Annotated in this window: 24 protein-coding genes; 12 read left to right on the top strand and 12 right to left on the bottom strand. The window is 66.8% G+C overall.

What is annotated here, in order from left to right; genetic code table 11:
• The first annotated feature begins 71 nt into the window (after positions 1-71).
• Together RCO27_RS01745 and RCO27_RS01740 are read left to right on the top strand one after the other, a co-directional pair.
• Positions 72-1,340 (top strand): cyclopropane-fatty-acyl-phospholipid synthase family protein, encoded by a 1,269-nt coding sequence (locus tag RCO27_RS01745; RefSeq protein WP_309000918.1) that lies wholly within the window; start codon positions 72-74, stop codon positions 1,338-1,340.
• Positions 1,333-1,884 (top strand): hypothetical protein, encoded by a 552-nt coding sequence (locus RCO27_RS01740; protein WP_309000917.1) that lies wholly within the window; start codon positions 1,333-1,335, stop codon positions 1,882-1,884. The genes RCO27_RS01745 and RCO27_RS01740 overlap by 8 nt, the downstream gene beginning before the upstream one ends.
• Here RCO27_RS01740 and RCO27_RS01735 read toward each other — a convergent pair.
• Together RCO27_RS01735 and purF are read right to left on the bottom strand one after the other, a co-directional pair.
• Positions 1,877-2,584, bottom strand: a complete 708-nt coding sequence (locus RCO27_RS01735) for an SDR family NAD(P)-dependent oxidoreductase (RefSeq protein WP_309000916.1) — start codon at positions 2,582-2,584, stop codon at positions 1,877-1,879. The genes RCO27_RS01740 and RCO27_RS01735 overlap by 8 nt on opposite strands.
• 103 nt (positions 2,585-2,687) lie before the next feature.
• Complete coding sequence (gene purF / locus RCO27_RS01730) at positions 2,688-4,142, bottom strand: amidophosphoribosyltransferase (RefSeq protein WP_309000915.1); 1,455 nt, start codon at positions 4,140-4,142, stop codon at positions 2,688-2,690.
• Between the two features lie 190 nt (positions 4,143-4,332).
• Here purF and RCO27_RS01725 point away from each other — a divergent pair, with 190 nt between their 5' ends.
• The 3 genes from RCO27_RS01725 to RCO27_RS01715 are packed head-to-tail and all read left to right on the top strand — an operon-like array spanning position 4,333 to position 7,471.
• The gene (locus tag RCO27_RS01725; protein WP_309000914.1) at positions 4,333-4,758 is read left to right on the top strand and encodes a MerR family DNA-binding transcriptional regulator; all 426 of its coding nucleotides are present in this window, start codon (positions 4,333-4,335) and stop codon (positions 4,756-4,758) included.
• 18 nt (positions 4,759-4,776) lie between these two features.
• The gene (locus RCO27_RS01720) at positions 4,777-6,573 is read left to right on the top strand and encodes an acyl-CoA dehydrogenase C-terminal domain-containing protein (protein ID WP_309000913.1); all 1,797 of its coding nucleotides are present in this window, start codon (positions 4,777-4,779) and stop codon (positions 6,571-6,573) included.
• 10 nt (positions 6,574-6,583) lie between these two features.
• Positions 6,584-7,471: an MBL fold metallo-hydrolase gene (locus RCO27_RS01715; protein WP_309000912.1), complete on the top strand. Its 888-nt coding sequence runs from the start codon at positions 6,584-6,586 to the stop codon at positions 7,469-7,471.
• Here RCO27_RS01715 and RCO27_RS01710 read toward each other — a convergent pair.
• The 3 genes from RCO27_RS01710 to RCO27_RS01700 all read right to left on the bottom strand — a co-directional run bounded on the left by RCO27_RS01710 (position 7,468) and on the right by RCO27_RS01700 (position 9,744).
• Positions 7,468-8,040 (bottom strand): hypothetical protein, encoded by a 573-nt coding sequence (locus tag RCO27_RS01710; RefSeq protein WP_309000911.1) that lies wholly within the window; start codon positions 8,038-8,040, stop codon positions 7,468-7,470. The genes RCO27_RS01715 and RCO27_RS01710 overlap by 4 nt on opposite strands.
• A 3-nt stretch (positions 8,041-8,043) precedes the next feature.
• Positions 8,044-9,099: a GGDEF domain-containing protein gene (locus RCO27_RS01705; RefSeq protein WP_309000910.1), complete on the bottom strand. Its 1,056-nt coding sequence runs from the start codon at positions 9,097-9,099 to the stop codon at positions 8,044-8,046.
• Positions 9,100-9,360: 261 nt separating this feature from the next.
• Positions 9,361-9,744: a BlaI/MecI/CopY family transcriptional regulator gene (locus tag RCO27_RS01700; RefSeq protein WP_309000909.1), complete on the bottom strand. Its 384-nt coding sequence runs from the start codon at positions 9,742-9,744 to the stop codon at positions 9,361-9,363.
• 183 nt (positions 9,745-9,927) lie between these two features.
• On the opposite strand from RCO27_RS01700, the gene RCO27_RS01695 reads away from it, so the two are divergent.
• Complete coding sequence (locus tag RCO27_RS01695; protein WP_309000908.1) at positions 9,928-10,440, top strand: AraC family transcriptional regulator; 513 nt, start codon at positions 9,928-9,930, stop codon at positions 10,438-10,440.
• On the opposite strand, the gene ligD is transcribed toward RCO27_RS01695, so the two are convergent.
• Genes ligD through RCO27_RS01680 form a run of 3 tightly spaced genes read right to left on the bottom strand, consistent with a single transcriptional unit; the run spans position 10,397 to position 13,958 of the window.
• Positions 10,397-12,886 carry a DNA ligase D gene (ligD, locus tag RCO27_RS01690; protein WP_309000907.1) on the bottom strand — a complete coding sequence of 830 codons (2,490 nt, stop codon included), beginning with the start codon at positions 12,884-12,886 and terminating at the stop codon, positions 10,397-10,399. The genes RCO27_RS01695 and ligD overlap by 44 nt on opposite strands.
• Positions 12,887-13,780 carry a Ku protein gene (locus tag RCO27_RS01685; RefSeq protein ID WP_309000906.1) on the bottom strand — a complete coding sequence of 298 codons (894 nt, stop codon included), beginning with the start codon at positions 13,778-13,780 and terminating at the stop codon, positions 12,887-12,889.
• A 28-nt stretch (positions 13,781-13,808) separates the two neighbouring features.
• Entirely contained in the window at positions 13,809-13,958 is a 150-nt protein-coding gene (locus RCO27_RS01680; protein WP_309000905.1) for a hypothetical protein, read from the bottom strand.
• 7 nt (positions 13,959-13,965) lie between these two features.
• Between RCO27_RS01680 and RCO27_RS01675 the strand changes: the two genes are divergently transcribed.
• Complete coding sequence (locus tag RCO27_RS01675) at positions 13,966-14,913, top strand: formylglycine-generating enzyme family protein (RefSeq protein WP_309000904.1); 948 nt, start codon at positions 13,966-13,968, stop codon at positions 14,911-14,913.
• Here the strand turns inward: RCO27_RS01675 and RCO27_RS01670 are convergent.
• Positions 14,910-15,380, bottom strand: coding sequence for an Lrp/AsnC family transcriptional regulator (locus RCO27_RS01670; protein ID WP_309000903.1), 471 nt, complete (start codon positions 15,378-15,380; stop codon positions 14,910-14,912). The two genes, RCO27_RS01675 and RCO27_RS01670, sit on opposite strands and share 4 nt — an antisense overlap.
• Before the next feature lie 136 nt (positions 15,381-15,516).
• On the opposite strand from RCO27_RS01670, the gene RCO27_RS01665 reads away from it, so the two are divergent.
• The 5 genes from RCO27_RS01665 to RCO27_RS01645 all read left to right on the top strand — a co-directional run bounded on the left by RCO27_RS01665 (position 15,517) and on the right by RCO27_RS01645 (position 21,859).
• Entirely contained in the window at positions 15,517-16,707 is a 1,191-nt protein-coding gene (locus RCO27_RS01665) for an amino acid aminotransferase (protein WP_309000902.1), read from the top strand.
• Positions 16,700-18,784 (top strand): transketolase C-terminal domain-containing protein, encoded by a 2,085-nt coding sequence (locus tag RCO27_RS01660; RefSeq protein ID WP_309000901.1) that lies wholly within the window; start codon positions 16,700-16,702, stop codon positions 18,782-18,784. Before RCO27_RS01665 ends, RCO27_RS01660 begins: the two co-directional genes overlap by 8 nt.
• Before the next feature lie 112 nt (positions 18,785-18,896).
• Positions 18,897-20,159, top strand: a complete 1,263-nt coding sequence (locus RCO27_RS01655; protein ID WP_309000900.1) for a 2-oxo acid dehydrogenase subunit E2 — start codon at positions 18,897-18,899, stop codon at positions 20,157-20,159.
• Between the two features lie 115 nt (positions 20,160-20,274).
• Positions 20,275-20,595 (top strand): HNH endonuclease, encoded by a 321-nt coding sequence (locus tag RCO27_RS01650; RefSeq protein ID WP_309001890.1) that lies wholly within the window; start codon positions 20,275-20,277, stop codon positions 20,593-20,595.
• Positions 20,596-20,716: 121 nt separating this feature from the next.
• Entirely contained in the window at positions 20,717-21,859 is a 1,143-nt protein-coding gene (locus tag RCO27_RS01645; RefSeq protein ID WP_309000899.1) for a 2OG-Fe(II) oxygenase, read from the top strand.
• Here the strand turns inward: RCO27_RS01645 and RCO27_RS01640 are convergent.
• From RCO27_RS01640 to paaZ, 3 genes are all read right to left on the bottom strand, one after another.
• Complete coding sequence (locus tag RCO27_RS01640) at positions 21,823-22,635, bottom strand: glutaminyl-peptide cyclotransferase (protein WP_309000898.1); 813 nt, start codon at positions 22,633-22,635, stop codon at positions 21,823-21,825. The genes RCO27_RS01645 and RCO27_RS01640 overlap by 37 nt on opposite strands.
• Positions 22,636-22,771: 136 nt before the next feature.
• The gene (locus RCO27_RS01635; protein WP_309000897.1) at positions 22,772-23,185 is read right to left on the bottom strand and encodes a hypothetical protein; all 414 of its coding nucleotides are present in this window, start codon (positions 23,183-23,185) and stop codon (positions 22,772-22,774) included.
• A 73-nt stretch (positions 23,186-23,258) separates the two neighbouring features.
• Positions 23,259-25,277, bottom strand: a complete 2,019-nt coding sequence (gene paaZ / locus RCO27_RS01630) for a phenylacetic acid degradation bifunctional protein PaaZ (protein WP_309000896.1) — start codon at positions 25,275-25,277, stop codon at positions 23,259-23,261.
• Positions 25,278-25,335 lie beyond the last annotated feature (58 nt).

Genomic DNA, 25,335 nt, shown 5'->3' with positions numbered 1-25,335 from the left:
CCCTGGGGCAGATTCGAATTTCATTTCGCGACCAGCTTGCCTGATCGGGCAATCGCCCTCATCTAGCGCCCATGGCCACGCGCAGGGGGACACATCTGGTCGCGGCCGACCGGGGCTTCGCCACCGGAGGCGGCCTGATCGCGCGCCTGTTTTCCGGCGGGTTCGGGCGGTTGCTCGGGGCGATCGACCGCGGGCTGGACAGCGGCCGGCTCGACCTCACCCTTCCCGACGGCACGGAGCGCAGCTTCGGCGGACGCGCCGCAGGGCCGGTGGCGATCGTGCATCTCAGGAGCTGGCGGGCGCTGGTGCGGCTTGCGACATCGGGCTCCGTGGGCTGGTACAAGGCGTGGGCGGCGGGCGAGTGGGCGAGCCCGGATCCGGTGTCGCTGTTCGATCTCTTCATGCGCAATGCGGCGAGTCTCGGCGAGACCGGGCGCGCGAAGGGGCCGTGGCGACTGGTCAACCGTATCGCCCATGCGCTGCGCGCCAACGATCGCAAGCATGCGCGGCTGAACATCCAGCATCATTACGATCTCGGCAACGACTTCTATGCCGCCTGGCTCGACGGCAGCATGACCTATTCGAGCGCCGTCTTCGCCGAGCCGATCGCGCCCGACGAACCGCTGGAAGCCGCGCAGGAGCGAAAGGTGCGTTCGCTGCTGGACCGGCTCGATCTGCGGCCCGGCCAGCGCCTGCTCGAGATCGGCTGCGGCTGGGGCGGCCTCGCCGAGATCGCCGCGCGCGATTATGGCGTGCACGTCACCGGCCTCACCCTGTCCGAGGCGCAGAAGGCCTATGCCGAGGCGCGCCTGGCCCGGGCGGACCTGACCGGCCGGGCGAATATCCAGCTCACCGACTATCGCGACGTCACCGGCCGGTTCGACGCGGTCGCGAGCGTCGAGATGGTCGAGGCGGTCGGGCAGGAATACTGGCCCAATTATCTCCACGCGATCGCCGGGGCGCTGAAGCCCGGCGGGCGGGCGGCGCTGCAGCTCATCTCGATGCGCGGCGACCTGTTCGCCGGCTATGCGGCCAATGCCGACTTCATCCAGACCTATATCTTCCCGGGCGGTTTGCTGATCGAGGAGGAGCGTTTCCGGCGCCTGGGCGAGGCGGCGGGCCTCGCCTGGCAGGACCGCACCGGCTATGGCCTCCACTATGCCGAGACCCTCCGCCGCTGGCGCCAACACTATGACAAAGCCGTTGCCGAGGCGAGATTGCCCGACGACTTCGATCCGGGCTTTCACAATCTGTGGCGCTACTATCTGATGTATTGCGAGGGCGGCTTCCTGAGCGGGGGGATCGATGTGGCGCAGGTGACATTGGTCAAGCATGGCTGAGGTGACGCGGGACGGCTGGATCGCGCTCACCGCAAAGATCCTGGGTCAGGAGGGGCCCTCGGCGCTGACGCTGGAGCGGCTGACCGATCGGGAAGGCCAATCCCGCTCCGCATTTGAAGCGCAGTTCCGGAGCGTCGGCGCGCTCATCCTGGCGGTGGCGCAGCATTGGTCGGACACGGAAAGTACCGCGATCGCCGAGGTGTCCCGCGCGCCAGGCTCGCCGGTCGAGCGGCTCTGGGCGATCCTCGGCCTCACCGGCGCCGCTGATCCGCCGCTGGAACGCGGCGTCAGGGCGCTTGCCGCCGACTATCCCGAGATCGGCGACCTCGTGCGCGGCGCCGACGACAGGCGTGAGCGCGCGCTCGCCGTCGCGCTGGTCGAGGCCTATCAGCTCGAAGGGCCGGAGGCGCGTCACTATGCCCGCCTGCTCCAGGCGCTCCACATCGCGACCTCGACGCGGCGGCCGGATGAGGTGGTGGCTTATGTCAGCGAGCCGGTTCGCGCGCTGATGTCCTTATTGGACTCGAACTTCCCGGTCAGCTGAGCGACAGGCGGTGGCCGGTCGCGAAATCCTCCCGCAGCAGTCCGGCGATCGCGTCGGCGGCGACGGACGGGTCCTTGAGGCTCGCCGGATCCTCGCCGGGATAGGCGAGGGCGCGCATCTGCGTGCGGGTCGCGGCCGGATTGACCAGGGCGACGCGCACGCTGCTGATATTCTCGACTTCCTGACCGTAGCTGGAGACGAGCATTTCGAGCGCCGCCTTGGAGGCGCTGTAGGGCCCCCAATAGGCGCGCGCCGCGCTGCCGACGCTGGAGGTGAGGGCGATCAGGCGTCCGGCGACGCTCCGGCGCAGCAGCGGATCGAAGGCGGCGATCAGCGCCTGCTGGGCGAGCACGTTCAGGGTGAGAACCTTGTTGAACTCCTTGCCGTCGATCTGGGCGACCGGAGTCAGCGTGCCCAGCATCGCGGCGTTGAGCACCAGCACGTCCAGCGCCTGCCAGCGCTCGCCAATCGCCTGGGCAAGGCGGGCGATGCTCTCGCGTTCGGTAAGGTCGAGCGGCGCGATCGTCGCGCTGCCGCCGGCGGCATGAATCCGTTCCTCGACTGCCTCGAGGTCGCCGGCCGTGCGCGCCGTCAGCACGACATGTGCACCCGCGGCGGCCAGCGCTTCGGCCGTCGCCGCGCCGATCCCCCGGCTGGCGCCGGTCACGAGCGCCAGTTTGCCGTCGAGGAACTTGGTCATGCACACTCCGTCATGCTGAACTTGTTTCAGCATCCAGTTCGATGAAGCTCGCGGATGCTCGAAGATGGACCCTGAAAACGAGTTCAGGGTGACGATTGAGGGGTCAGGCGTAGCTTGCGCTGGGCAGGAGCTGGTCCTTCTGCTCTTGATCGTCCTGATCGGTGAGCCGGGTCGGATAGGCGCCGGTGAAGCAGGCGTCGCAATATTGCGGCTCGGCCTCGTCGCGCACCGCCTCGCCAAGGGCCCGGTAGAGGCCCTCGATCGAGAGGAAGGCGAGGCTGTCCGCCTTGATATACTGGTTCATCTCGGCGACGCTCATCTGCGCGGCGAGCAGCTTCTTCCGCTCCGGCGTGTCGACGCCGTAGAAGCAGGAGTGGCGGGTCGGCGGGCTGGCGATCCGCATATGGACCTCGCGCGCGCCGGCCTCGCGCAGCATCTGGACGATCTTCAGGCTGGTCGTGCCGCGCACGATCGAATCGTCGATCAGCACCAGCTTCTTGCCGGCGATCAGCGCGCTGTTGGCATTGTGCTTGAGCTTCACGCCGAGGTGGCGGACCTGATCGCCCGGCTGGATGAAGGTGCGGCCGACATAGTGGGAGCGGATGATGCCGAGCTCGAACGGGATGCCGCTTTCCTGGGCATAGCCGATCGCTGCCGGCACGCCGGAATCCGGGACCGGCACGACATAGTCGGCGTCGACCGGATTCTCCCGTGCCAGCTCGGCGCCGATCGCCTTGCGCACCGAGTAGACCGACGACCCGTCGACGATGCTGTCCGGCCGCGAGAAATAGACATGCTCGAAGATGCAGGGCCGCGGCCGCTCCGGCGCGAACGGGCGCAGCGAGCGCACGCCCTGCTCGGAGACGATGACCAGCTCGCCCGGCTCGACGGTGCGCATGTAGGTCGCGCCGACGATGTCGAGCGCCACGGTCTCCGACGCGAAGATATAGGCGTCGCCGAGGCGGCCCATCACGAGCGGGCGGATGCCGAGCGGATCGCGGCAGGCGATCAGGCCCTCGTCGGTGAGGCAGACGAGGCTGTAGGCGCCCTCGACTTGCTTCAGCGCGTCGATGAACCGATCGAGCAGGCCGCGATAGCTCGAGGTCGCGACGAGGTGGATGATGACTTCGGTGTCGCTGGTCGACTGGAAGATCGAGCCGCGCGCGTTGAGCTCGCGGCGCAGGCGCATCGCGTTCGAGATGTTGCCGTTATGGGCGACCGCGAAGCCGCCGGTCGAGAATTCGGCGAACAGCGGCTGGACGTTGCGCATCGCCGTCTCGCCGGTCGTCGAATAGCGGACGTGGCCGATCGCGGCGCGGCCGGCGAGGGCGCGGATCACGTTGTCCTTGTCGAAATTGCCGGCGACATGGCCCATGGCGCGGTGGCTGTGGAACGCCTCGCCGTCAAAGGAGGTGATGCCGGCGGCTTCCTGGCCGCGGTGCTGCAGCGCGTGGAGACCGAGCGTCACCACGGCGGCGGCCGTTTCCGCGCCCCAGATGCCAAAGATGCCGCACTCCTCGCGCAGCTTGTCGTCGTCGTAAGGATGAGTGGTCAGCATGGCTTTCCCGCGAGTCACGCCCCGTTTCGCCGCGCATATAGGGGCACCCTTCCGCTTTGTCGCCCCCGCGCTGTAAAGATTCTGTCACGGGGGCGCATTCCCGTTCGTCCCCATCCGTCATGCCGGCGAGAGCTGGCGTCCAGAGAGCAGATGCTTGACGCTAACGTAAAGGGAAACTACCCTGCCCGCCATGCCCGAAACTGCGCTGCATTCCGATTACCATCAGTCCGGCCGCAACGCGCGCACCTACACGATCACCGAACTGTGCGACGAATTCGGAGTCACTGCCCGGGCGCTGCGCTTCTATGAGGACGAAGGCCTGATCGCGCCGGAACGGCAGGGCCTCGCGCGCATCTATTCCTGGCGTGACCGGGCCCGGCTGGCCTGGATCCTGCGCGGCAAGCGGGTGGGCTTCAGCCTGGCCGACATCCGCGAGATGATCGACCTCTACGACCTTGGCGACGGCCGCCACCAGCAGCGCGTCGTCACGCTGGAGAAGTGCCGGCGCCGCGCCGACCTGCTGCGCAAGCAGAAGATCGACATCGACGCCACGATCGACGAACTGGAACGCTTCATCGCCATGGTGGAAGCGGCCGAGAACGAACCCGCCAATTGACGCCCTAGGGAGGGGACAATGCCCAGCTACACCGCGCCGGTCCGCGATACTCGCTATGTCCTCGAGCAGGTGCTCGGCATCGAGCGCTATTCCAACCTGCCGGGCTTCGAGAATGCGACGCCCGACCTGGTCGAGGCGATCCTGACTGAAGGCGGCCGCTTCGCTTCCGAAGTGTTGCACCCGCTGAACCGCAGCGGCGACGAGGAAGGCTGTACCCGTCACGACGACGGCAGCGTCACCACGCCCAAGGGCTTCAAGGAGGCCTACCGGCAGTTCGTCGAGGGCGGCTGGACGACCCTGTCGGCGCCTGAGCAATATGGCGGGCAGGGGCTTCCGTCGGTCCTCGCCACCGCGGTCACGGAGTATCTGCTCTCCGCCAACCAGGCGTTCGAGATGTACAACGGGCTGACCCAGGGCGCGATGGCGTCGATCCTGGTCAAGGGCTCCGACGAGCAGAAGACCAAGTACCTGCCCAACATGGTCGCCGGCAAATGGACCGGGACGATGAATCTGACGGAGCCGCATTGCGGCACCGATCTCGGCCTTTTGAAGACCAAGGCCGAGCCGCAGGCGGACGGCACCTATAAAATCACCGGCACCAAGATCTTCATCTCGGCCGGCGAGCACGACCTCAGCGAGAACATCATCCATCTCGTCCTCGCCAAGATCGTCGGCGCGCCGGACAATGTGAAGGGCATCTCGCTCTTCATCGTGCCCAAGTTCATCGTCAACGACGACGGCTCGATCGGCGACCGCAACGGCGTCGTCTGCGGCTCGATCGAGGAGAAGATGGGCATCCACGGCAACTCGACCTGCCTGCTCAACTATGACGGCGCGACCGGCTACCTGATCGGCGAGCCCGAAAGGGGGCTGGAGGCGATGTTCATCATGATGAACGCGGCGCGTCTCGGCGTCGGCCTACAGGGGCTGGCGCAGGGCGAGATCGCTTATCAGAACGGCCTCGCCTACGCGAAGGACCGACGGCAGGGCCGGGCGCTCGTGCCCGACCAGCGCGATCCGGATGCCAAGACCGATCCGATCATCGTCCATCCGGACGTGCGGCGGATGCTGATGGAGGCGAAGGCCTTCAACGAGGCGGCGCGCGCGCTCGTCCTGTGGGGCGCGCTCCAGGTCGATATCAGCCGCAAGGCGCAGACCGAGGAGGAGCGTCGGGCGGCCGACGACCTGCTCGGCCTGCTCACCCCGGTCATCAAGGGCTATCTGACCGACAGGGGCTTCGAGACCGCGGTCGACATGCAGCAAATCTACGGCGGCCACGGCTATATCCGCGAATGGGGGATGGAGCAGTTTGTCCGCGACGCCCGCATCGCCCAGATCTACGAAGGCACCAACGGCGTCCAGGCGATGGACCTGATCGGCCGCAAGCTCCCCAAGGACGGCGGCCGCGCGGTCCAGGCCTTCTTCAAGCTGGTCGGCGAGGAGGCGAGCGCCGCCAAGGGCGACGAGAAGCTGGCGGCGATCGCCGGCGCGGTCGAGCGCGCCAATGGCGACCTCCAGACCGCCTCGCTCTGGCTGATGCAGAACGCGATGGCCAACCCGAACCATGCCGGTGCCGCGGCCTATCCCTATATGTCGCTGATGGGCATCGTCGGGCTCGGCCTGATGTGGCTGCGGATGGCGAAGGCGAGCGCCGCGGCCCTGGCGGGCGGCACCGAGGACAAGGCGTTCCACGAGACCAAGCTCGCCACCGCCCGCTTCTATGCCGAGCGGGTGATGCCGGAGAGCAATGCGCTTCGCCGCAAGGTCGAGGCGGGTGCGGACAGCCTGATGGCGTTGCCGGTCGAGGCGTTCTAGAACCCGGTCCATGGCAGGGCCGGAGATTCGGGCATTCTTCGACGAGGTGACGTTCACCGTCACCTATCTCGTCTGGGATCCGGGCGGCCGGCGCGGCGTGGTGATCGATCCGGTGCTGGATTTCGACCCGGCATCGGGCGAGATCGACACGAGATCAACCGAACGGGTGCTGGCGGCCATCGCCGAAGAGGGCGTAACGCTCGACTGGGTGCTGGAAACCCATGTCCATGCCGATCACCTGAGCGGCGCGCCGCTGGTCAAGGCGCGGACCGGCGCCAGCATCGGGATCGGCGCGCAGATCCGCGACGTCCAGCGCATCTTCCGGCCGCTGTTCGATTGCGCGGAGGATCAGGGCGACTTCGATCGCCTGTTCGCCGACGGAGACGCGTTCACCGTGGGCGCGCTCGAGATCGAGGTCCTGCACACGCCCGGCCACACGCCGGCGGACGTCAGTTACAGGATCGGCGGCAATGTCTTCGTCGGCGATACCCTGTTCATGCCCGACTATGGCACCGCCCGCGCCGACTTTCCGGGCGGTGACGCGCGTCAGCTCTACCGGTCGATCCAGCGCCTGCTCGCGCTGCCACCGGAAACGCGGCTGTTCATGTGCCACGACTACAAGGCGCCCGGGCGGGATGTCTTCGCCTGGGAGACGACGGTCGGCGCCCAACGCGACAACGTCCATCTCCGCGAGGGCGTCAGTGAGGAGAGCTTCGCCGCGATGCGCGCGGCACGCGACGCGACCCTGTCCGCGCCGCGGCTGCTGCTGCCATCGATCCAGGTGAACCTTCGCGCCGGGCGGCTGCCGCCTGCGGAAAGCAATGGCGTGCACTATCTGCGCATCCCCGTGACCGCCAGAAGCCCCGCTGCCGAACCGGTGCTTGCCGGCTCCATCTAGGAGCTGAGGTCGATCGTCTGATAGTCGAGCCGCGAGGTCAGGGCCCGGAGGCGTGCCTGACGCTCTTCCCGCGTCATCGACAGCGCCCAGGTCCAGGCGGCGTCATAGTCGTAGAGTCGGCGCATCCGACGCTCGACCGCGACCATCCGGTCGGCATAGTCCTGACCGTAGAGATCGGTCCACACATCGTAGAGGAAGAGATAAAGCAGCCGGTGGTCGTCGAGCCCGGCCTCGCGCGGCAGGGTGAGGGCGAGCCGGTGGCCGAGCTCATGGACGAGGGTCGCCTTCTTGTAGGCGGGCGAATAGCCGGCGCGCAGGCGGATGGTCTGGCCATCATAGCTCGTCATCGGCGGGCCATCGCGGACGATCACCTCGATCGGGCTGGCGGGGAAGGGGAGGCCGGTGACGGCCTCCATCGCGGCCACGATCCGCGCGCCGTCCACGTCCCAGAGCCTGCGATACTCCGCCGCGGCGGTCGCATGGACCGACGCGGTGGCCACGAAGGACATGGGCGGGGCCGCCGCGCACAGCAGCAGCCAGGCTGCGGGAAGCAGGCCCGTTGCCCGCATCGGTCAGGCGGCCTCCTGCCGCGCTGCCGCGGCGATATAGACCCGGTTTCGTCCGTCCTGCTTCGCGCGGTAGAGGGCCTCATCGGCCGCCTTCAGCGCCGCGCGTCCGTCGGCATAGGCGAGCACCTCGGCAATACCGGCCGAGAAACTGACCGGCGCCAGCCGCTCGCCGTCATCGCGGTTGACGAGCTTGCGGTTGGCGAGGTCGTCGCGGGCATCGTCGATGATCTGCGCCGCCTCGTCGGCACTCGCGTCGAGCAGCATCGCGAACTCCTCGCCGCCATGGCGCGCGACATGGCAGGCGTTGCGCGAGATTTGCGCGAACAGGTTGGCGACGAACTGGAGCACGCGATCGCCGGTATCGTGGCCGTAGGTGTCGTTGATCGCCTTGAAATGGTCGAGGTCGCAGAAGACGATGGCGAGCGGCGTGCCCTGCTCGCGTGCCACCTTCTCGCGGGTCTTGAGCACGGCCTCGAACGCCCGGCGGTTCGGAAGGCCGGTCAGATAGTCCTGCTCGGCTGCGCGCCGCGCCGCCTCGAGGTTGCGCTGGAGCGCGCGCGTGTCCTTCTGGCTGGCGCGCATCTGGGCCTCGGCCTTGCGCATCGTCTCGACCATCGTGCGGGTGAGCAGGATCAGCTTGTCGACCGCCGGCGCGCCGACACCTTGGCCCCGATCGAGGTCGTCCACCTGCTTCTTGAGCTCGGTGCCGTAATCCTGCGCAGACACCCGCGAGCCCTCGGTGACCCCGATCACCTGGGCAAGATGGGCCTCGACCTTCTCCAGCATCGTCTCCAGCGTCTCCGGCGTCATCTTGTCGGCATCGCGCTCCGCGACGATCTCCTCGACGATGCCGTTGGTGAGGCAACCATATTCGACCAGCGCCGCATCGACCGCCTTTTCAATCGCAAGGTCGCTGCGCGATACATATTCGAGCGCAAGCGAAAAATTGAGCGGCGTGACGTCGAGATCCTGTGCGAACAGGAATTCGCCGACCTCGGCATAAAGCGCACGGTCGCGATCGACGGCACGGCGGGGCGGTTCATCGCGCCCTGCATCCATCCGATTCGACGTCGAGTCTTCCGATGCGAAACGCTGCGCCCACCGCGCAAACCGGTCACCTATCGCCATAACCCGTCCCCCCGGCCGGTCCCTGAACGCCTCGTCCCGATGGAGCCGTGAGCGTAGAACGCAACCCGCCTCTGTTATACCGTAATTTTACTGGGTCCGATGAAAATGGGAAGCCCGGATCATGCAGCCAGGCCGAAGCGGTGATCCCGCCACCTAGCGAAGACGTTCGATTGTAGGGAAATGGCAGGGGCGCTAGCCCACCGGCCTCTGCTTCCTGGGCCGAAAAGCCGGCCTGGCGGCGCTGCGGGGCCGGTCCGTGGCCACCTCTCTGGTGATCATATCGGCAAGGAGGCGCGCCGCGCGGGTCAGGGACCCGCCGAAATAGTCCCGGCTCAGCCGCCGCAATGCCGCCTCACGGGTGACGAGATCGGGCGACGCGACGCTGTAGAGGTACTTTTTCCCTTCCTTGCGTCGACGCAACAGGCCCTTGGCTTCGATTCGCTGCAGCATCGAGCGAACTGCGGCGTTGCTGAGGGGATCCTGGAGGGCGCGACGGACGTCGTTGGCACTCGCCTCGCCCAGGGCGTGGACGATCCGGGCGACCTCGCGTTCGCGCCTGGGGAGCCGCTCGATCAACACCGACCTCCTTCGTTCCCGGGCCGACTAACGACGCCCGAAGCGCAGGAACATGATCACGATTGCGTGATACTTGATCGTTCTTGCGAATCCTCGACGCGCATGTGCTACATTTGTAGCGAGTAATCTGCCGTTCAGGTTCGAGCCGTCATACTGGTGTAGTAAGCTAACACACGGGGCGGTATGGCAAGTGTCTTCACGATTGCGCGCAGGTCCGACGTCGGCCGTCTGATCGACCAGCCGGGCCGGACCGTCGAGGAGCTGCTCGCCGAAAGTCGCGCGCCCATGGAGGGGATCGAGGCGGCGAAGGCCTCGACCCGCCACGGCCTGTTCGAACGACTCGAGCGCGCCCGCAGCCACCTCCATTGCCATGACGGCCGCGCCGTATCGCTCGTCGAGCTGGCCTCGGTGGCGGGACTTTCCCAGTTCCACCTGGCCCGCTCCTTCAAGCGCGCCTTCGGCCAGGCGCCGATCGCCTATCATCGCACGTTGCGATTGGAGCGCGCCGCGCGACTCCTCGCCTGGGGGAATTGCCCGCTGGCCGAGGTGGCCGAACGCACCGGCTATTCGGACGAGGTGGCGTTAAGCCATGCCTTCCGCCGCCATTTCGGGCGCGCGCCGGCGCTCTGGGCGGCCGAGCGGCGCGCCGATCTCAAACGTCCGGCAGGGTCTGTGCCGCGTCACCCCAGCCTCTGAGGGCGCGGGAAGCGGCGCGTTCGACCAGTTCCTCGGCGTCCTTCACGGTGAAATGGCCGCCGCTGTCATAGCCGTCCAGTTCGTCCCAGTTGATCGGCGCGGCGACCGGCGCCTGCTCGCGGGCGCGGGCGGAATAGGGCATGATCGCCGTCGATCCGCGCTGGTTCCTCAGATAATCTATGAAGATCTTGCCCTTGCGCTGTGCCTTGGAAAGGGTGGCGGTGAAGCGGCCCGGCTCGGCTTCGGCGAGCGCCAGGGCGAAACGCTGGGCGAAATCCTTGACCGCTGGCCATTTTGCTTCCGCCGCCAGCGGCACGACGACGTGCACCCCCTTGCCGCCGGTCAGCATCGGAAAGGTGGTAAGGCCGATGTCGGCGAGGTGACGCCTGAGGTCGTGTGCCGCCTTCTTTACCTTGTCGAATCCCAGCCCCTCGTCGGGATCGAGGTCGAAGATGATCCGGTCCGGCTTCTCGATGTCCGACACCTTCGATCCCCAGCCATGGAACTCGATCGTCCCCATCTGCACGCAAGCGACGAGCCCCGCTGAGTCCTCGACATAGAGATAATCCTCGGTCTTGCCGTCCTTTTCGCGGATCGGGACATGCTTCACATGTTCGCCGAAGCTCCCGCTGTCGTGCTTCTGGAAGAAGCATTTGCGCGCGCGCCCTTGCGGGCAGCGGACCAGGCTGACCGGCCGGTTGGCGGTCCAGGGCAGCATCAGCGCCCCGACCTTGCGATAATAATCGGCGAGCTGGCCCTTGGTGACCTTCGCCTCGGGAAAGATCACCCGGTCGGGGTTGCTGATCCTGACATCGTCCTCGGCCATATCGGGCATCGCCTGTGGCGCCTCCTTTACGACATCCTTTGCGGGCTTGTCGCCGCGCAGACCGAGAAAGCTCGCATGGCGGATGATATGGTCGGCGGTGAACTGGCCGAAGGCAATCTCGGCGACCAGCTTCGGCTTGACCCATTGCGCCCCGCGCGCCTCGCTGCGTGGCACCTCGACCGGCGCTTTCGCGGCCTTCAGCTTCTCGAACCGGGCGCCGAGGTCCGACTGGGTCTCAACGGAAAAGCCCGTGCCGACCTTGCCGGCATAACGCAGCTTGCCGTCCTCGTGCAGCGCGAGCAGGAGCGAGCGGAAGCCGCGCCCCTTCTTGTCGCTCGGCGTCCAGCCGATGATCACGAGTTCCTGCCGGTTGGTGCATTTGATCTTGAGCCAGGTCTTGGTTCGCGCGCCGCGATAGGGCGCGTCGGCCTTCTTCGAGATGATCCCTTCCTGACCGGCCTTGCACATCGCGTCATAGAGCCTCTCGCCCCGGCCGACGATATGATCGGCATAGAGGAGGAACGGCGGGGCGCCGTCGCCGATCAGCGCCGCCAGCTGTTGCTTGCGTTCGATTGCCGGAAGCTTGTCGAGCTTCTTTCCGTCGACCTCCAGCGCGTCGAACAGGAAGAGGGTGAGGCCGTGCCCGCCCTCGCCGATTGCCGCCTGCAAGGCGGAGAAGTTCGTATTGCCATGCGCGTCGAGCTTGACGATCTCGCCGTCGAGCAGCGCCGAGCCGATGTCGAGCTCGATGGCCGCCGCGGCGATCTCGGGGAATTTGTCGGTCCAGTCGAGACCCGTGCGGGTGTAGATGCGCACCTTGTCGCGGGCGACGGCGAGCAGGCAGCGATAGCCGTCATATTTCATCTCATGCAGCCAGCCGGCGCCGGTGGGCACATGGTCGACGAGAGTGGCTTTCTGGATGGGTCGGAATTTCGGCAATCTTCCGTCACCCCGGCGAAGGCCGGGGTCTCCTGGAGACCGCTGTGACTTCTGGCTCCGAGATCCCGGCCTTCGCCGGGATGACGGACGGGTCTTCTTCCCCTCTGCAATTTCGCTCAATGTGCGCCCCGTCTTCACCGACGTCAGGTGGACGTCAGTGAGCCCGGTCGAGCTACCGGCGAAATCGTCGTCGACTTTCTTCAAGATCCAGTTCTCGTGCCGCTCCTTGGGCTTCGGCTTCAGCCGGAACATCACCCATTCCCCCTTCATCCGCTCGCCATTCAAGGCGAAATGGAGATGGCCCTTCTTCAGCGTCTCGTGCGGATCCTTCCCCGGCTCCGGAGTCCAGGTGCCCCGGTCCCACAGCATCACCGTGCCGCCGCCATATTCGCCCTTGGGGATCGTGCCCTCGAAGGTCGCATAGGACATCGGATGGTCCTCGGTGCGCACCGCGAGACGATTGTCGGCGGGATCGAGGCTCGGTCCCCGCGTCACCGCCCAGCTCTTCAGCACCCCGGCCAGCTCGAGGCGGAAGTCGTAGTGCAGCCGTGTCGCGCCATGCTTCTGCACCATGAAGGTGAGCGCCCTGCGCCTGCCGCGCGCGACCCTGCCGGCGGGCTCGGCGGTTTTCGAGAAATCCCGCTTGCGGTTGTAGGTGGAAAGGGGGTCCTGGCGCGCCATTCAGGCCCGCTTGCGCGCCGGCGCCGCCTTTCGCGCCGGGGCTTTCTTCTTGGCGGGAGCCTTTCGCGCCGCGGGTTTGCGCTGTTCCGTGGTGCCGGCCTTCGCACCCGGCTTCTCGATCGAGCGCTTCAGTGCCGCCATCAGATCGATGACGTTGGAGCCGCGGCGGTCGGGCAACTCCTCTTCCTCGGCCTCGATCCGCTCGCCGGTCTTGCGCTTCTTGGCGATCAGATCCCTGAGGGCATCTACATAGCGGTCATGGAACTTGGCCGGATCGAACTTGGCCGTCTTGCGGTCGATCAGCGCCTCGGCCATGTCCAGCAGCTCCTCGTCCGGCTTGGCGTCGCCGATGTCGCGGAAATAGCCCTGCGCCTTCACCACCTCGTCGGCGTAGCGCATCGTCTCCATCAGGATACCGCGCCCGCAGGGCTTCAGGCTGACGATATATTCGCGCCCGCGCATCGCGAGCTGGCCGAGCGCCACCTTGCCGGCCGCCTTGAGCGCCTCGCGCAGCACGACGAACGCTTCCTCGGCAAGGTCGTCCGCCGGCACGACATAATAAGGCCGCTCGTAATAGAGCGGATCGATCTCCTGCGGATCGACGAACTGGGTGAGCTCCAGCGTCTTCTTGCTCTCCAGCTTGACCGCCTCCAGCTCCTCGTCGTCGAAGGTCACGTAATGGCCCTTCGAATATTGGTAGCCCTTGACGATGTCGTCGGCGTCCACCGGGCCGAGCCCTGGCACGACCTTCTCGTATTTGATCCGCTTGCCCGAGGGCTCGTGGATCTGGTTGAAGGCGATCGTCGCGCCGCTCCTCGTCGCCGAATAGACCTCCACCGGGATCGAGACGAGGGCGAGGCGGATTTGCCCCTTCCAGTAAGCGCGCGCGGCCATGGGTGCCTCCGATCGTGTCGCGGGCGATTCAATCGTCGGAGGCGGTGAGGGTTCCGAAAATCGCGGATCGCGATGTGATTGGGTTCGTCGAGCCGTTTTCGCGCTTGATCGAACCGGCATTTGTTCGACCGGCAGGTGATTGAACAGGCTCGCCGGCGATGCCCGTCTTGCGATCCATCCTCCTGATGCTCGCGCTCTCCTGCGTCGGCGCAGTTGCGCAGGCTTCGCCGCCGGCAGGGGAGACGGATGCACAGCGTACCGCCCGCTATGATGCCTGGCGCGCGTCCGGCGGCGACCCGGCCTTGCGGTGGGATTGTGCCTGGTGTCCCGAGCTGGCGGTCGTGCCGGCCGGCGCCTTCACTCTCGGCTCGCCCGCGGGGGAGCGCGACCGCCGCGACGACGAGGGGCCGCAGCGCCGGATCACCTTCGCGGCGCCGATGGCGATCGGCCGCTTCGAGATCACCCGCAACGAATATGAGGCGTTCCTGCGCGCCACCGGTCACCCGGTCGGCGTCGGCTGCCTCACCGATCGCGAGACGCAGGGCACCTGGACGATGGACCGCGTCTCGACGCTGCGCGATCCCGGTTTCCCCCAGGCCGGCAATCATCCCGTGGCCTGCGTGAGCTGGGAGGATGCGCAGGCCTATGTCGCCTGGCTCAACGTCCAGGCGCCGGGCATGCGCTTCCGGCTGCTGACTGAGGCGGAATGGGAATATGCCGCCCGCGCCGGCAGCTCGACCGTCTACCCTTGGGGCGACGATCCGAATCAGGGCTGCCCCTGGAGCAATGGCGTCGACCGGACGCCGCTCGCCAAATATCCGACCTGGGTGGCGACCAGCTGCAGCGACGGCGTGCTCAACACCGCTCCGGTCGGCTCCTACCGGCCCAACGCGTTCGGCCTCTACGACATGATCGGCAATGTCGCCGAATGGGTCCAGGACTGCACCGCGCCCTCCTACGAAACGCTGCCGGCATCTGGCGCCTACGATCCGCCCGGCTGCGACCGCCGCATCAACCGTGGCGGCTCCTGGGGCAGCACCATCCCGAACCTGCGCGTCGCCGACCGCTTCCGTCAGCCGCCCGGCCACCGTGACGATTCGATCGGCATCCGGGTGATGCGCCCGCTCGACTAGACGGGAATCTCCGTCGTGTATTTCACCTGCCTGAGCGCGAAGCTCGAAGCGGCATGGGCGACGCTCGGGTGGGCGAGGACGCCCTGGCGGATAAATCGGTCATAGTCGGCGACGTCGCGGACGGCGATGCGCAGCAGATAGTCCCATTCGCCCGACATGGCGTAGCATTCGACGATCTCCTCGCGCCCTTCGATGAAGCGCTCGAACTCGTCGCGGGCGTCGGTGGTCTGGCGGTTCATCCGCACCTGGCACAGCACGTTGACGCTGCGCCCGAGCCGCTCGGCATTGGCGAGCCGCACCGTGGCGCCGAGGACGCCCTCCTTCTCGAGATTACGCACCCGGCGCCAGACCGACGCGGCCGAGGCACCAACCGACTCCGCGAGCGTCGCCTGGCTGAGACTCGCGTCGCGCTGCAGCGCGCGGACGATTCGCCGGTCGATCGTATCGAGATGAAATTCATTGCTCATGAAGCGATCATAATATGAAACAGATGTTTCAACAATATTGCCAGGAGCGCGATGTCTGATGCGCTTTTGCGCACAGGAGCCGCTACGCATAGAGCCGGCCTTCTCGGGAAACCCATGAAGGACAGGGGGTCGACAGGTGAGCGATCAATTGACGTTGCTGGACAGGCTTGGGGAGCAACCCGCGGACGCGCTGCTCGCGCTGATCGCGCTGGCTGAGGCCGATCCGCGCCCCACCAAGATCGACGTCGGCGTCGGCGTCTATCGCGACGCCGCCGGCAACACCCCGATCCTGCGCGCGGTGAAGAAGGCCGAGCTGATCCTGTGGGAGACGCAGGAGACCAAGTCCTATCTCGGCTCGCAGGGCGACGCCCGCTTCGTCGAGCTGATCAAGCCGATCGTGTTCGGCGAGGCGGGCGCGCGCGACGACCGGATCGTCGGCGTCCAGACTCCGGGCGGCTGCGGCGCGCTGCGCCTCGGCGCCGAGCTGATCGCCAAGGCAGACCCGACCGCGCGCATCCTCGTCGGTACCCCGACCTGGCCCAATCACGAGCCGCTGATCGGCGCGGCGGGCGTCGCGATGGTCGACTACCCCTATTACGACAAGGCAGCGACCACGATCCGCTTCGACGCGATGGTCGACGCGCTGAACGGCGCCAGTGCCGGCGATCTCGTCCTGCTCCACGGCTGCTGCCACAATCCGACCGGCGCCGACCTGAACCTCGACCAGTGGCGGGTCGTGGCGGAGATCGTCGCCGCGCGCGGGCTGATCCCGTTCGTCGACATCGCCTATCAGGGCCTCGGCGACGGCCTCGAAGCCGATGCCGCCGGCGCGTGCCTCGTCGTCGAGGCGGCGGAACAGGCGATCATCGCGCAGAGCTGCGACAAGAATTTCGGCTGCTATCGCGACCGCCTCGGCTCGCTGTTCGTGAAGATGCCGACCGTGGCCGGCGCCGAGAAGGTGATGGGCAACCTGCTCGGCCTCGCCCGCACCATGTGGTCGATGCCGCCCGATCATATGGCGGCGACCGTGCGCATCATCCTCGACGATCCGGAGCTCGCCGCCGACTGGCGCGCCGAGCTCACCGAGATGGGTGCGCGCATCCGCCAGCTCCGCGCGAAGCTCGCCGCCGCCGACCCGCGCCTCGCTTACATCGCCGGCCAGAAGGGCATGTTCTCGATGCTGCCGATCTCGCCGCAGCAGGTGCTGAACCTGCGCGAGAAGCACGGCCTCTACATGGCCGGATCGGGCCGCTTCAACGTGGTCGGCCTCTCCGATTCCAACGTCGACTATTTCGCCAATGCCGTGATCGAGGAGCTGGATGGCTGAAGCGATTGCCAGTGACAGGCGGGCGCGGGTCAACGCGCCCGACCCCGCCTATGACTGGCGGCGGATCGCCTATCTCGTCCATGTCAGCCGGGCGATGGACCGGCTCGAGGAAGAGGAGCTCGTGCCGCTGCGCAAGGTCCTCTACCAGTTCAGCGCGCGCGGCCACGACATGGCCCAGATCCTGCTGGGCTCGCACCTGACCGACGCCCATGACGGCGCCTGCGGCTATTATCGCTCGCGCCCGCTGCTCCTCTCGCTCGGCGTGCCGCTCGCCGACGCGCTCGGCTCCGGCATGGGGCGGGAAGGGGGCTATTCCGACGGTCGCGACATCGGCGTCGTGTTCAACTACCCGAACCCGAACGGCTGCCCGGCGCTGCCGATGTGCGGCGGCGTCGGCGCGCAATATACGCCGACGGCCGGCTGGGCGCAGGCGATCACCTATTATCGCGACGTCCTGAAGGACCCGGCCTACGCGAACGCGATGGCCGTGGTGCTGGGCGGCGAGGCGAGCTGCGCGACCAACGGCTTCTGGTCGGCGCTCACCATCGCGACGACGCAGAAGCTGCCGATGCTCTTCTACGTCGAGGACAACCAGTACGGCATCTCCGTTCCCTCGCGCTTCCAGACGCCCGGCGGCGACATCGCCCGCAACCTCGCCAGCTTCAGCAATCTCGAGGTGCTCTCCGGCGACGGCACCGAGCCGGCCGAGGCGGCGCGGCTGCTGACCCGGGCCGTCGAGCATGTCCGTTCCCATCGCGGCCCGGCTTTGCTCCGCCTCACCGTGCCGCGCCTGCAGGGCCACAGCTTCCAGGACACCCAGACCTACAAGTCCGAAGCGGTCGTCCAGTCCGAATGGGCGCGCGATCCGCTGCCCAAGCTCAAATCCTATCTTGTCGGCGCGCTGATGGACGAGAGCGAGTGGGACGCGGTCGCGGTGGAAGCCGAAGCCACCGTCGCCGCGGCGCGGGCCGAGGCGGAGGGGCGGGGCGTCTCCAGCCCAGAGAGCGTCACCAGCCACGTCTTCTTCGAAGGCGAGATGCAGCAGCGCGGCGGCCAGTGGACGCAAGGCTATGTGTCGCCCGCCTCGACGGACGAACCGAAGCCCGAAGGCCAGCGGATCAACATGGTGACCGCGATCCGCCGCGTGCTCGACCATGAGCTCACCATCAATCCGCGCATGATGCTGTTCGGCGAGGATATCGGCCCGAAGGGCGGCGTCCACGCCGTCACGCTCGGCTTGCAGGAGAAGCATGGCGAGGCGCGCGTGTTCGACACCAGCCTCTCCGAAGAGGGCATCGTCGGCCGCGCCGTCGGCCTCGCGCTCGCCGGCCTGATGCCGGTGCCCGAGATCCAGTTCCGCAAATATGCCGAGCCGGCGCTGGAGCAGATCAACGATTGCGGCACGATGCGCTGGCGCACCCACAACCGCTTCGCCGCGCCGATGGTGCTGCGCATGCCGGTCGGCTTCTTCAAGTGCGGCGATCCCTGGCACAGCCAGACCAACGAGGTGCAGTTCGTCCACAACCCCGGCTGGCGCGTCGCGGCGCCCTCCAATGCCGAGGACGCCGTCGGTCTGCTGCGCGAGGCATTGCGCGGGAACGATCCCACCGTCTTCTTCGAGCATCGTGCCATGCTCGACGATGCCTGGGCGCGCCGACCTTATCCGGGCGACGACTATGCCCTGCCGTTCGGCCGGGCGAAGAAGACCCGCGAGGGCGACGACATCACCCTCGTCACCTGGGGCGCGATGGTCCCGCGCTGCGAGGAAGCGGCCAAGGACGTCTCCGCCGACGTCATCGACCTCAGAACCCTGATGCCCTGGGACCGCGAGATGGTGCTGGAGTCGGTCCGCCGCACCCGCCGCTGCCTGATCGTCCACGAGGACCTCAGGACCGGCGGCTTCGGCGCCGAGATCGCCGCGGTGGTCGCCGACGAGGCCTTTCTCGATCTCGACGCCCCGGTCGCCCGCGTCACCATGCCGGACATCCCGAGCCCGCATAACCCCGCGCTGCTCGACTGGGCCGTGCCGTCGGTGAATCGCATCCGCGCGAAGATCGACGAGTTGCTGGGGTTTTGAGTATGGGTCATCTCGTCATCCCGGCGGAGGCCGGGATCTCAGGGAGGAAAAGGCGCGGCGCGTCTCCACGGGACCCCAGCCTTCGCTGGGGTGACGGCCTGTGGGGGCCGTCATGATCGACGTCACCGTCCCGATGGAGCAGGAGGGCACCAAGGCCGTCGTCCGCGCCTGGCTCAAACAGATCGGCGACCGCGTTGAGGAGAACGATCCCCTCGTCGAGCTGGAAACCGACAAGGTCGCGATGGAAGTCCCGGCTCCGGCCGCAGGCGTGCTGCGTGAGATCGTGCTGGCGAGCGACGCCGAGGCGCTGCCCGGCGCGGTGCTGGGCCGGATCGATCCGGCGGGTGATCATGCGGCTAAAGCCCCTCCCCTTGATGGGGAGGGGTTGGGGAGGGGTGGAGTCTCCGAGAACACTCAACTTTCCTCGAAGGCCACCCTCACCCAACCCTCCCCCATCGAGGGGGAGGGCTTAAGAGAGTTGCGGCTTTCCCCCTCCGTCAAACGCGCCCTGCGCCAGCACGACCTCGATCACAGCGCGATCGAGGGCACCGGCCGCGGCGGCCGCATCACCCGCGCCGACGTCGACCGCGCCGTGGCCTCCGGCACGACCCGCCCGCCCGAAGGCATCATCCCCGCTACGACCGGCGACCCCTCGACTGCGCTCGGGACAGACATCCGGTCCCACTCGGTGCCCCACGACCGCATGCGCCTGGCGATCGCGGCGAACATGGCCGGCTCGCTCCGTGACGCCCCGCACGTCACCGCCGTCTTCGAAGCCGATTTCTCCGCCATCATCGCCCACCGCGAGGCCCACAAGGCCGCCTTCGCGAAGAAGGGCGTGAAGCTCACCTACACCGCCTATCTCGTCGCCGCGGCGGCAGAGGCGATGAAGGTCGCGCCCGCGATCAACAGCCGCTGGCACGACGACCGGCTGGAACTCTACGACGACATCAACATCGGCGTCGGCACCGCGCTCGGCACCAAGGGCCTGATCGTGCCGGTCCTGCGCAAGGTCCAGCAGCTCAACCTCAAGGGCATCGCCGCCGGCCTCGACGAGCTGGTCGAGAAGGCCCGCAAGGAGAAGCTCACCGCTGCGGAGGTGAAGGGCGGCACCTTCACCATCTCCAATCACGGCGTCTCCGGCTCGCTCTTCGCCGCGCCGATCATCATCAACCAGCCACAGTCCGCCATCCTCGGCGTCGGCAAGCTGGAGAAGCGCGTGGTGGTGCGCGAGGTGGGCGGGGTCGACACCATCCAGATCCGCCCGATGGCCTATGTCAGCCTCACCATCGACCACCGCGTCGTCGACGGCCACCAGACCAACGCCTGGCTCAGCCGCTTCGTGGAGGTGCTGGAAAGCTGGCCGCGCGACTGATTTCGTCTGCGTAGCGGGACTGGACGATTGCCATCGCTTGCTTAAAAGAAAGCAATGCCGGTTTCCGTCCGCGTACAGAAACTGATCTTGGGGGGAGTTCGCGGGGCGATGTGCCCTGTGCCGAAAGTCACTCGTGCACAGCGTCGAAGACGGCATTCCGTCTTTACTTGGCGAGATCGCGCATATCGTCGGAGAAAAGGAATCCGCCGCCCGCGGCCGCACGGTTTGGACTGGCAGCCGCAACGATCCCGAGAATCTAATTCTCCTCTGCCGCGAGCATCACAAGATCGTCGACGATCATGAAGCGCTTTATCCCGCGGACCGCCTGCGCAAGGTCCGCGCCGATCATCTCGCCTGGCTCGAGACCCAACTTACGACAGTACAACGCTGGCGATTGCAGCTCGGCGGGGGAGCAGCCGGGGCGCGATCTGGATGAGTGATTTCCTTCCTTTGGTCCCGCCCTGTTTTCCCGCCATAGCGCAACGGGCAAGGGCATACGCCCGGCACATGTGCATTCATGGCTCGCCAAAGCGTTCACGAATGAGTATTTTTTCTCCATGAACGCAAGATCGACACCGCCGGCTCTCGGGGAACCGGCGCCTTGGTTCCGCGCAGCCGCTCTGGAAGGTTCTTCCAATTTCGTGTTCGATACTGTCGCGGGTCGACCGATTTTGATGCTGTTCTTTGGAAGCGCGGCCGTGCCGGCATGCCGGGTCGCGCTGGACAAGATGATGGCGCGTCGCGATTTGTTCGACGATCGCCGGGCGGCATTCTTCGGTGTCACCGTGGATCCCGCCGATGCGGCACAAGGGAGAATTCGCGCGCAAGTTCCGGGCATCCGGTTCTTTTTGGATTATGACCGGGCTATCAGTGGTGCCTATGGCGCACTGGGAGAGGGCGGGACCTATCGCGGCCATTGGCTTCTTCTCGACCGGGCGATGCGCGTCACCGGCGCCTATGCCTTACGCGACACGGATGCGGCCCTGGCTGCTTTCAATTCGTTGGTGGAACGGCAATCGGCAACAGGCTTGGCACCCGTGCTGATAATCGAGGATCTTCTGGAGCCGGCGCTCTGTCAGCGGCTGATCGCGCTTTATGAAGCGGATGGCGGCGAGGATTCGGGGTTCATGCGCGATATCGAGGGCAAGACGCGCCTCGTGCTCGATCCGGCGCATAAGGTTCGCCGCGATTATGTCGTGAACGATCCCAGGCTGATCCGGGAGCTTCAGCTTCGTCTCCGGCAACGTCTCGCACCCATGATCTGGCGCGCCTTTTCGTTTGAGGTGACGCGGGTCGAGCGGCTGATCGTCGCCTGCTACGAGGCGGAAAGCGGCGGTCATTTTCGGGCCCACCGGGACAATACGACAAAAGGTACGGCGCACCGGCGCTTCGCGGTCACGATCAATCTTAATGCCGATGACTATGAAGGGGGCGACCTGCGCTTCCCCGAGTTCGGCCCTCGGCTCTACCGGGCGCCAACCGGGGGCGCGGTCGTGTTCAGTTGCTCGCTGCTGCATGAAGCGACGCCCGTCACCCGCGGCCGGCGCTTCGCATTTCTTCCCTTCCTCTATGACGAGGCGGCGGCACTCCTCCGCGAGCGCAACGCCAGCTTTCTTGAAGGCGACCTCGCCAATTATCGGGCCAGCGACTCCAACCGAACGAATTATGGCTCGCGAGAAGACGTCAGCTCGATCTCATAAAGCCGTGGCCAGTATTTACCGGTCACGAACAGCCGCCGCCGCTCGGCGTCCCAGGCGATCCCGTTCAGCACGTCGTCCGTGCCCCGCCGTCCGGATTGCGCGGCGAGTGCGGTGAGGTCGATCCAGCCGCGTACCCGGCCCGTCTCAGGGTCGATCCGTGCGATCATCGGGGTGAGCCAGACATTGGCGTAGATTTCGCCGTCCACCCATTCGATCTCGTTGAGGCGCTCGACCGGCGCGCCGGCGTCGGTGACGGTGAGCCGCCGCCGCTCCTGCAGCGTCTCGGGGTCGAGGAACCTGAGCTCGTTCGATCCATCGCTCATGATGATCTCGCGCCCGTTCTGGGTGAGGCCCCAGCCTTCGCCGCGATAGCGCCACTGGCCGATCCGCCGCAGCGTCCGCCGGTCCCAGCGGAAGCCGGTCTGGTTCTGCCAGGTGATGTTGATGATCTGGTCGCCCCAGTTGACGATCCCCTCGCCGAACATGCCGGGCGGGATGTCGACTGACTGGAGCACGCGCCCCGTTTCCAGCTCGACCCTGCGGATGGTCGATTCCCCGATTTGCCCGGTGCTCTCGTAGAGATGGCCGTCGAGCCAGAAGAGCCCCTGGGTGAAGGCACGCGGGTCGTGCGGATAGGTGTTGACGATCCGGAAGCCCTGCACCGGCGCGGGCGTCTCCGACGCAGCCGGGACGGGCTGGGCTTCGGCGGCCGGCGCGTTGACCGGCGCCTGTCCGCAGGCGGCGAGGATGAGAAGAAAGGAGAGGGCGATCCGCATGCCGCCTCGATACAGCAAGCGAGGGCGCCCGTCAGCGGATTGATCGATCCCGTGTGTCCCCGCGAAAGGGGGGACCCAGGCTGGGTTCCCGCCGATTCGCAAGCACACAGGAGTGCGCGGCGACTATCGAGCGCGATCAACAATAGTAGTTCTTGTTCCGAACCAGATATAGAATGAGATAGACGGGCAGCCACCAGCCTAAAGTCAACACGCTCAGGATGATGTGCAGACCGTGATTGAACGGCCGCAGGATACTGTCGCCGTTTCCCGTGGCTGCAGCTCCGCCCGCGTTCATGTAGACATTCTGGGGCCGCTCGCTGGCTCGCAGGGCTTCTTCGGCGCGGCGTAGCGCGACATCGACAGTCTCGCCGCAATAACGGCATTTTTTCGCACGCGCCGCGATCGGCTCGGCACAGAACGGGCATTCGACTTGTGGGGCGGGCGCTTGACCGGCTGCGGTCATCTGTCCGGACGGTCCCGTTTCATCGATCCGGTTCACTTCAGTTTCGAACGAGCCCTTCCGTTCCTGTTCCCCCATCATCCCCTCCACTTCCCAGGTTCCTGAACGCTATTGGAAACAGGGTTCGAGGACAACCGCAAAGCCTTGCGAATTCGTGGTGCCGTTATGGCTGGTTCATGGTGAGGAGGTCGTAGGTCGCCGCCAGCTCGTCCTTCTGGTTGAACACCATGACCGCCCAGCGGACCTCGCCCATTTCCTCGTTGCGGACGCTCTTCGATTTGACCGTGAGCTCCACCCGCATGGAATCGCCCGGATAGAGCGGCGTCAGGAAGCGCAGGTTCTCCAGCCCGTAATTGGCGAGCACCGGCCCCGGCGCGGGATCGACGAACAGCCCGGCGGCGAAGGAGAGGATCAGATAGCCATGCGCCACCCGCCCGTCGAAGATCGGATTCGCCTTCGCCGCTTCCTCGTCCATGTGGGCGTAGAAGGTGTCGCCGGTGAAATGGGCGAAATGCTCGATGTCCTCGAGCGTCACCGTCCGGCTCTCCGTCTTCAGCGTATAGCCGATGTCCAGCTCGGAAATGCGCTTGCGGAAAGGATGCGCAGCGCCGGTCGGCTTCTCCGCACCCGGCAGCCACTGCCCGATCACCGCCGACAGCACGTCCGGCGAACCCTGCAGCGCGGTGCGCTGCATGTAGTGCTTCACGCCGCGCACCCCGCCCATCTCCTCGCCGCCGCCGGCGCGGCCGGGGCCGCCATGGACGAGGACGGGCAGGGGCGAGCCGTGGCCGGTCGATTCCTTGGCGCTGGTGCGGTCGAGGAGCACCATGCGGCCGTGATAGGCGCCCGCGCCGAGCACGAAGTCCGTGGCGACGCTCTTGTCGAAGGTGAACAGCGACAGCGCGAGACTGCCCATGCCGCGATTGGCGAGCGCGATGGCGTCGTCGAGATCGCGGTACGGCATGATCGTCGATACCGGACCGAACGCCTCGACGTCGTGTACGGCCGCCGAGTCCCAGGGGTCGTCGGAGCGCAGCAGGATTGGCGAGATGAACGCCCCGTCGCCCGGTACCGGCGAAGCGTCGGGATCGCCCGCCACGATCCGTGCCGACTTCGAAAGCTCCATCACCGCGGATCGCACCGCATTGAGCTGCGCCCGGCTCGCGAGCGCGCCCATCTGCACGCCTTCTTCGCGCGGGTCACCGATGCGCACCTTGGCCAGCCGCTCGGCGAGCGCGGCCTGCACCGCGTCGAGATGTTCGGCCGGCGCCATCGCCCGGCGGATCGCGGTGCACTTTTGCCCCGCTTTCGCCGTCATCTCGCGCGCGACCTCCTTGATGAAAAGGTCGAATTCCGGCGTGCCCGGCCCGGCGTCCGGCCCGAGGATCGAGGCGTTGAGGCTGTCCCGCTCGGCGACGAAGCGGACGCTCTCGCGGCCGATCACCGGATGGGATTGCAGCTTCATTGCGGTCGCCGCCGAGCCGGTGAAGCTCACCACGTCCTGGCAGGTCAGCGGGTCGAGCAGGTCGCCCGGGATGCCGACGAGGAGCTGGATCGCGCCGGGCGGCAGGATGCCGGCCTCGATCATGATCCGGAACGCCGCTTCGGTGAGGTAGCCGGTCTGGCTCGCCGGCTTCACGATCGCCGGCACGCCGGCGAGCAGGGTGGGGGCGAGCTTTTCCAGCATTCCCCAGACCGGGAAGTTGAAGGCGTTGATGTGGACCGCGACGCCCTGCAGCGGGGTGAAGACATGCTGGCCGACGAAGGTGCCGTTCTTCGACAGCGGCTCCATCGCCCCGTCGATCAGCACCCGCCCGTTCGGCAGCTCGCGCCGGCCCTTGGAGGAGAAGGAGAAAAGCGTGCCGGCGCCGCCCTCGATGTCGATCCAGCTGTCCGCCCGCGTCGCGCCGGTCTCGTAGGAGAGCTCGTACAACTCCTCCTTCTTCGCCATGATCGCGTTGGCCAGCGCCTTCAGCATCAGCGCGCGCTCGTGGAAGGTGAGCTTGCGAAGGGCCGGCCCGCCGACCTTGCGGGCGTGATCGAGCATCGCTGCGTAGTCGAGGCCTACGCTGCCGGTCTCGGCGATCACCTCGCCGGTGACGGCGCTACGCACCTCTTCCAGCGCCCCGGCGCCGGACACCCACTGGTCGGCGGCATAGTTCAGCAGCTTCAGCGTTTTCATCTCGAACCTCTCACGTCATTCCAGCGCAAGCTGGAATCTCATTATTCTTGTGACCTCT

The sequence above is a fragment of the Sphingosinicella sp. LHD-64 genome, from assembly GCF_031157375.1.
Classification (GTDB): Bacteria; Pseudomonadota; Alphaproteobacteria; order Sphingomonadales; family Sphingomonadaceae; genus Allosphingosinicella.
This window is presented reverse-complemented; position numbering and strand designations above follow the sequence as displayed.

Excerpts from the sequence above, each read along its gene's own strand:
- purF (WP_309000915.1), bottom strand. The coding sequence starts at position 4,142 with ATGCTGACCACTCATCCTTACGACGACGACAAGCTGCGCGAGGAGTGC.
- RCO27_RS01640 (WP_309000898.1), bottom strand. The coding sequence starts at position 22,635 with ATGCGGATCGCCCTCTCCTTTCTTCTCATCCTCGCCGCCTGCGGACAG.
- paaZ (WP_309000896.1), bottom strand. The coding sequence starts at position 25,277 with ATGAAAACGCTGAAGCTGCTGAACTATGCCGCCGACCAGTGGGTGTCC.
- RCO27_RS01745 (WP_309000918.1), top strand. The coding sequence starts at position 72 with ATGGCCACGCGCAGGGGGACACATCTGGTCGCGGCCGACCGGGGCTTC.
- RCO27_RS01660 (WP_309000901.1), top strand. The coding sequence starts at position 16,700 with ATGGCTGAAGCGATTGCCAGTGACAGGCGGGCGCGGGTCAACGCGCCC.
- RCO27_RS01655 (WP_309000900.1), top strand. The coding sequence starts at position 18,897 with ATGATCGACGTCACCGTCCCGATGGAGCAGGAGGGCACCAAGGCCGTC.
- RCO27_RS01705 (WP_309000910.1), bottom strand. The coding sequence starts at position 9,099 with ATGGATGCAGGGCGCGATGAACCGCCCCGCCGTGCCGTCGATCGCGAC.
- RCO27_RS01685 (WP_309000906.1), bottom strand. The coding sequence starts at position 13,780 with ATGGCCGCGCGCGCTTACTGGAAGGGGCAAATCCGCCTCGCCCTCGTC.
- RCO27_RS01695 (WP_309000908.1), top strand. The coding sequence starts at position 9,928 with ATGGCAAGTGTCTTCACGATTGCGCGCAGGTCCGACGTCGGCCGTCTG.
- RCO27_RS01645 (WP_309000899.1), top strand. The coding sequence starts at position 20,717 with ATGAACGCAAGATCGACACCGCCGGCTCTCGGGGAACCGGCGCCTTGG.
- RCO27_RS01720 (WP_309000913.1), top strand. The coding sequence starts at position 4,777 with ATGCCCAGCTACACCGCGCCGGTCCGCGATACTCGCTATGTCCTCGAG.
- RCO27_RS01725 (WP_309000914.1), top strand. The coding sequence starts at position 4,333 with ATGCCCGAAACTGCGCTGCATTCCGATTACCATCAGTCCGGCCGCAAC.
- RCO27_RS01735 (WP_309000916.1), bottom strand. The coding sequence starts at position 2,584 with ATGACCAAGTTCCTCGACGGCAAACTGGCGCTCGTGACCGGCGCCAGC.
- RCO27_RS01710 (WP_309000911.1), bottom strand. The coding sequence starts at position 8,040 with ATGCGGGCAACGGGCCTGCTTCCCGCAGCCTGGCTGCTGCTGTGCGCG.
- RCO27_RS01680 (WP_309000905.1), bottom strand. The coding sequence starts at position 13,958 with ATGGATCGCAAGACGGGCATCGCCGGCGAGCCTGTTCAATCACCTGCC.
- RCO27_RS01740 (WP_309000917.1), top strand. The coding sequence starts at position 1,333 with ATGGCTGAGGTGACGCGGGACGGCTGGATCGCGCTCACCGCAAAGATC.
- RCO27_RS01670 (WP_309000903.1), bottom strand. The coding sequence starts at position 15,380 with ATGAGCAATGAATTTCATCTCGATACGATCGACCGGCGAATCGTCCGC.
- ligD (WP_309000907.1), bottom strand. The coding sequence starts at position 12,886 with ATGGCGCGCCAGGACCCCCTTTCCACCTACAACCGCAAGCGGGATTTC.
- RCO27_RS01715 (WP_309000912.1), top strand. The coding sequence starts at position 6,584 with ATGGCAGGGCCGGAGATTCGGGCATTCTTCGACGAGGTGACGTTCACC.
- RCO27_RS01675 (WP_309000904.1), top strand. The coding sequence starts at position 13,966 with ATGCTCGCGCTCTCCTGCGTCGGCGCAGTTGCGCAGGCTTCGCCGCCG.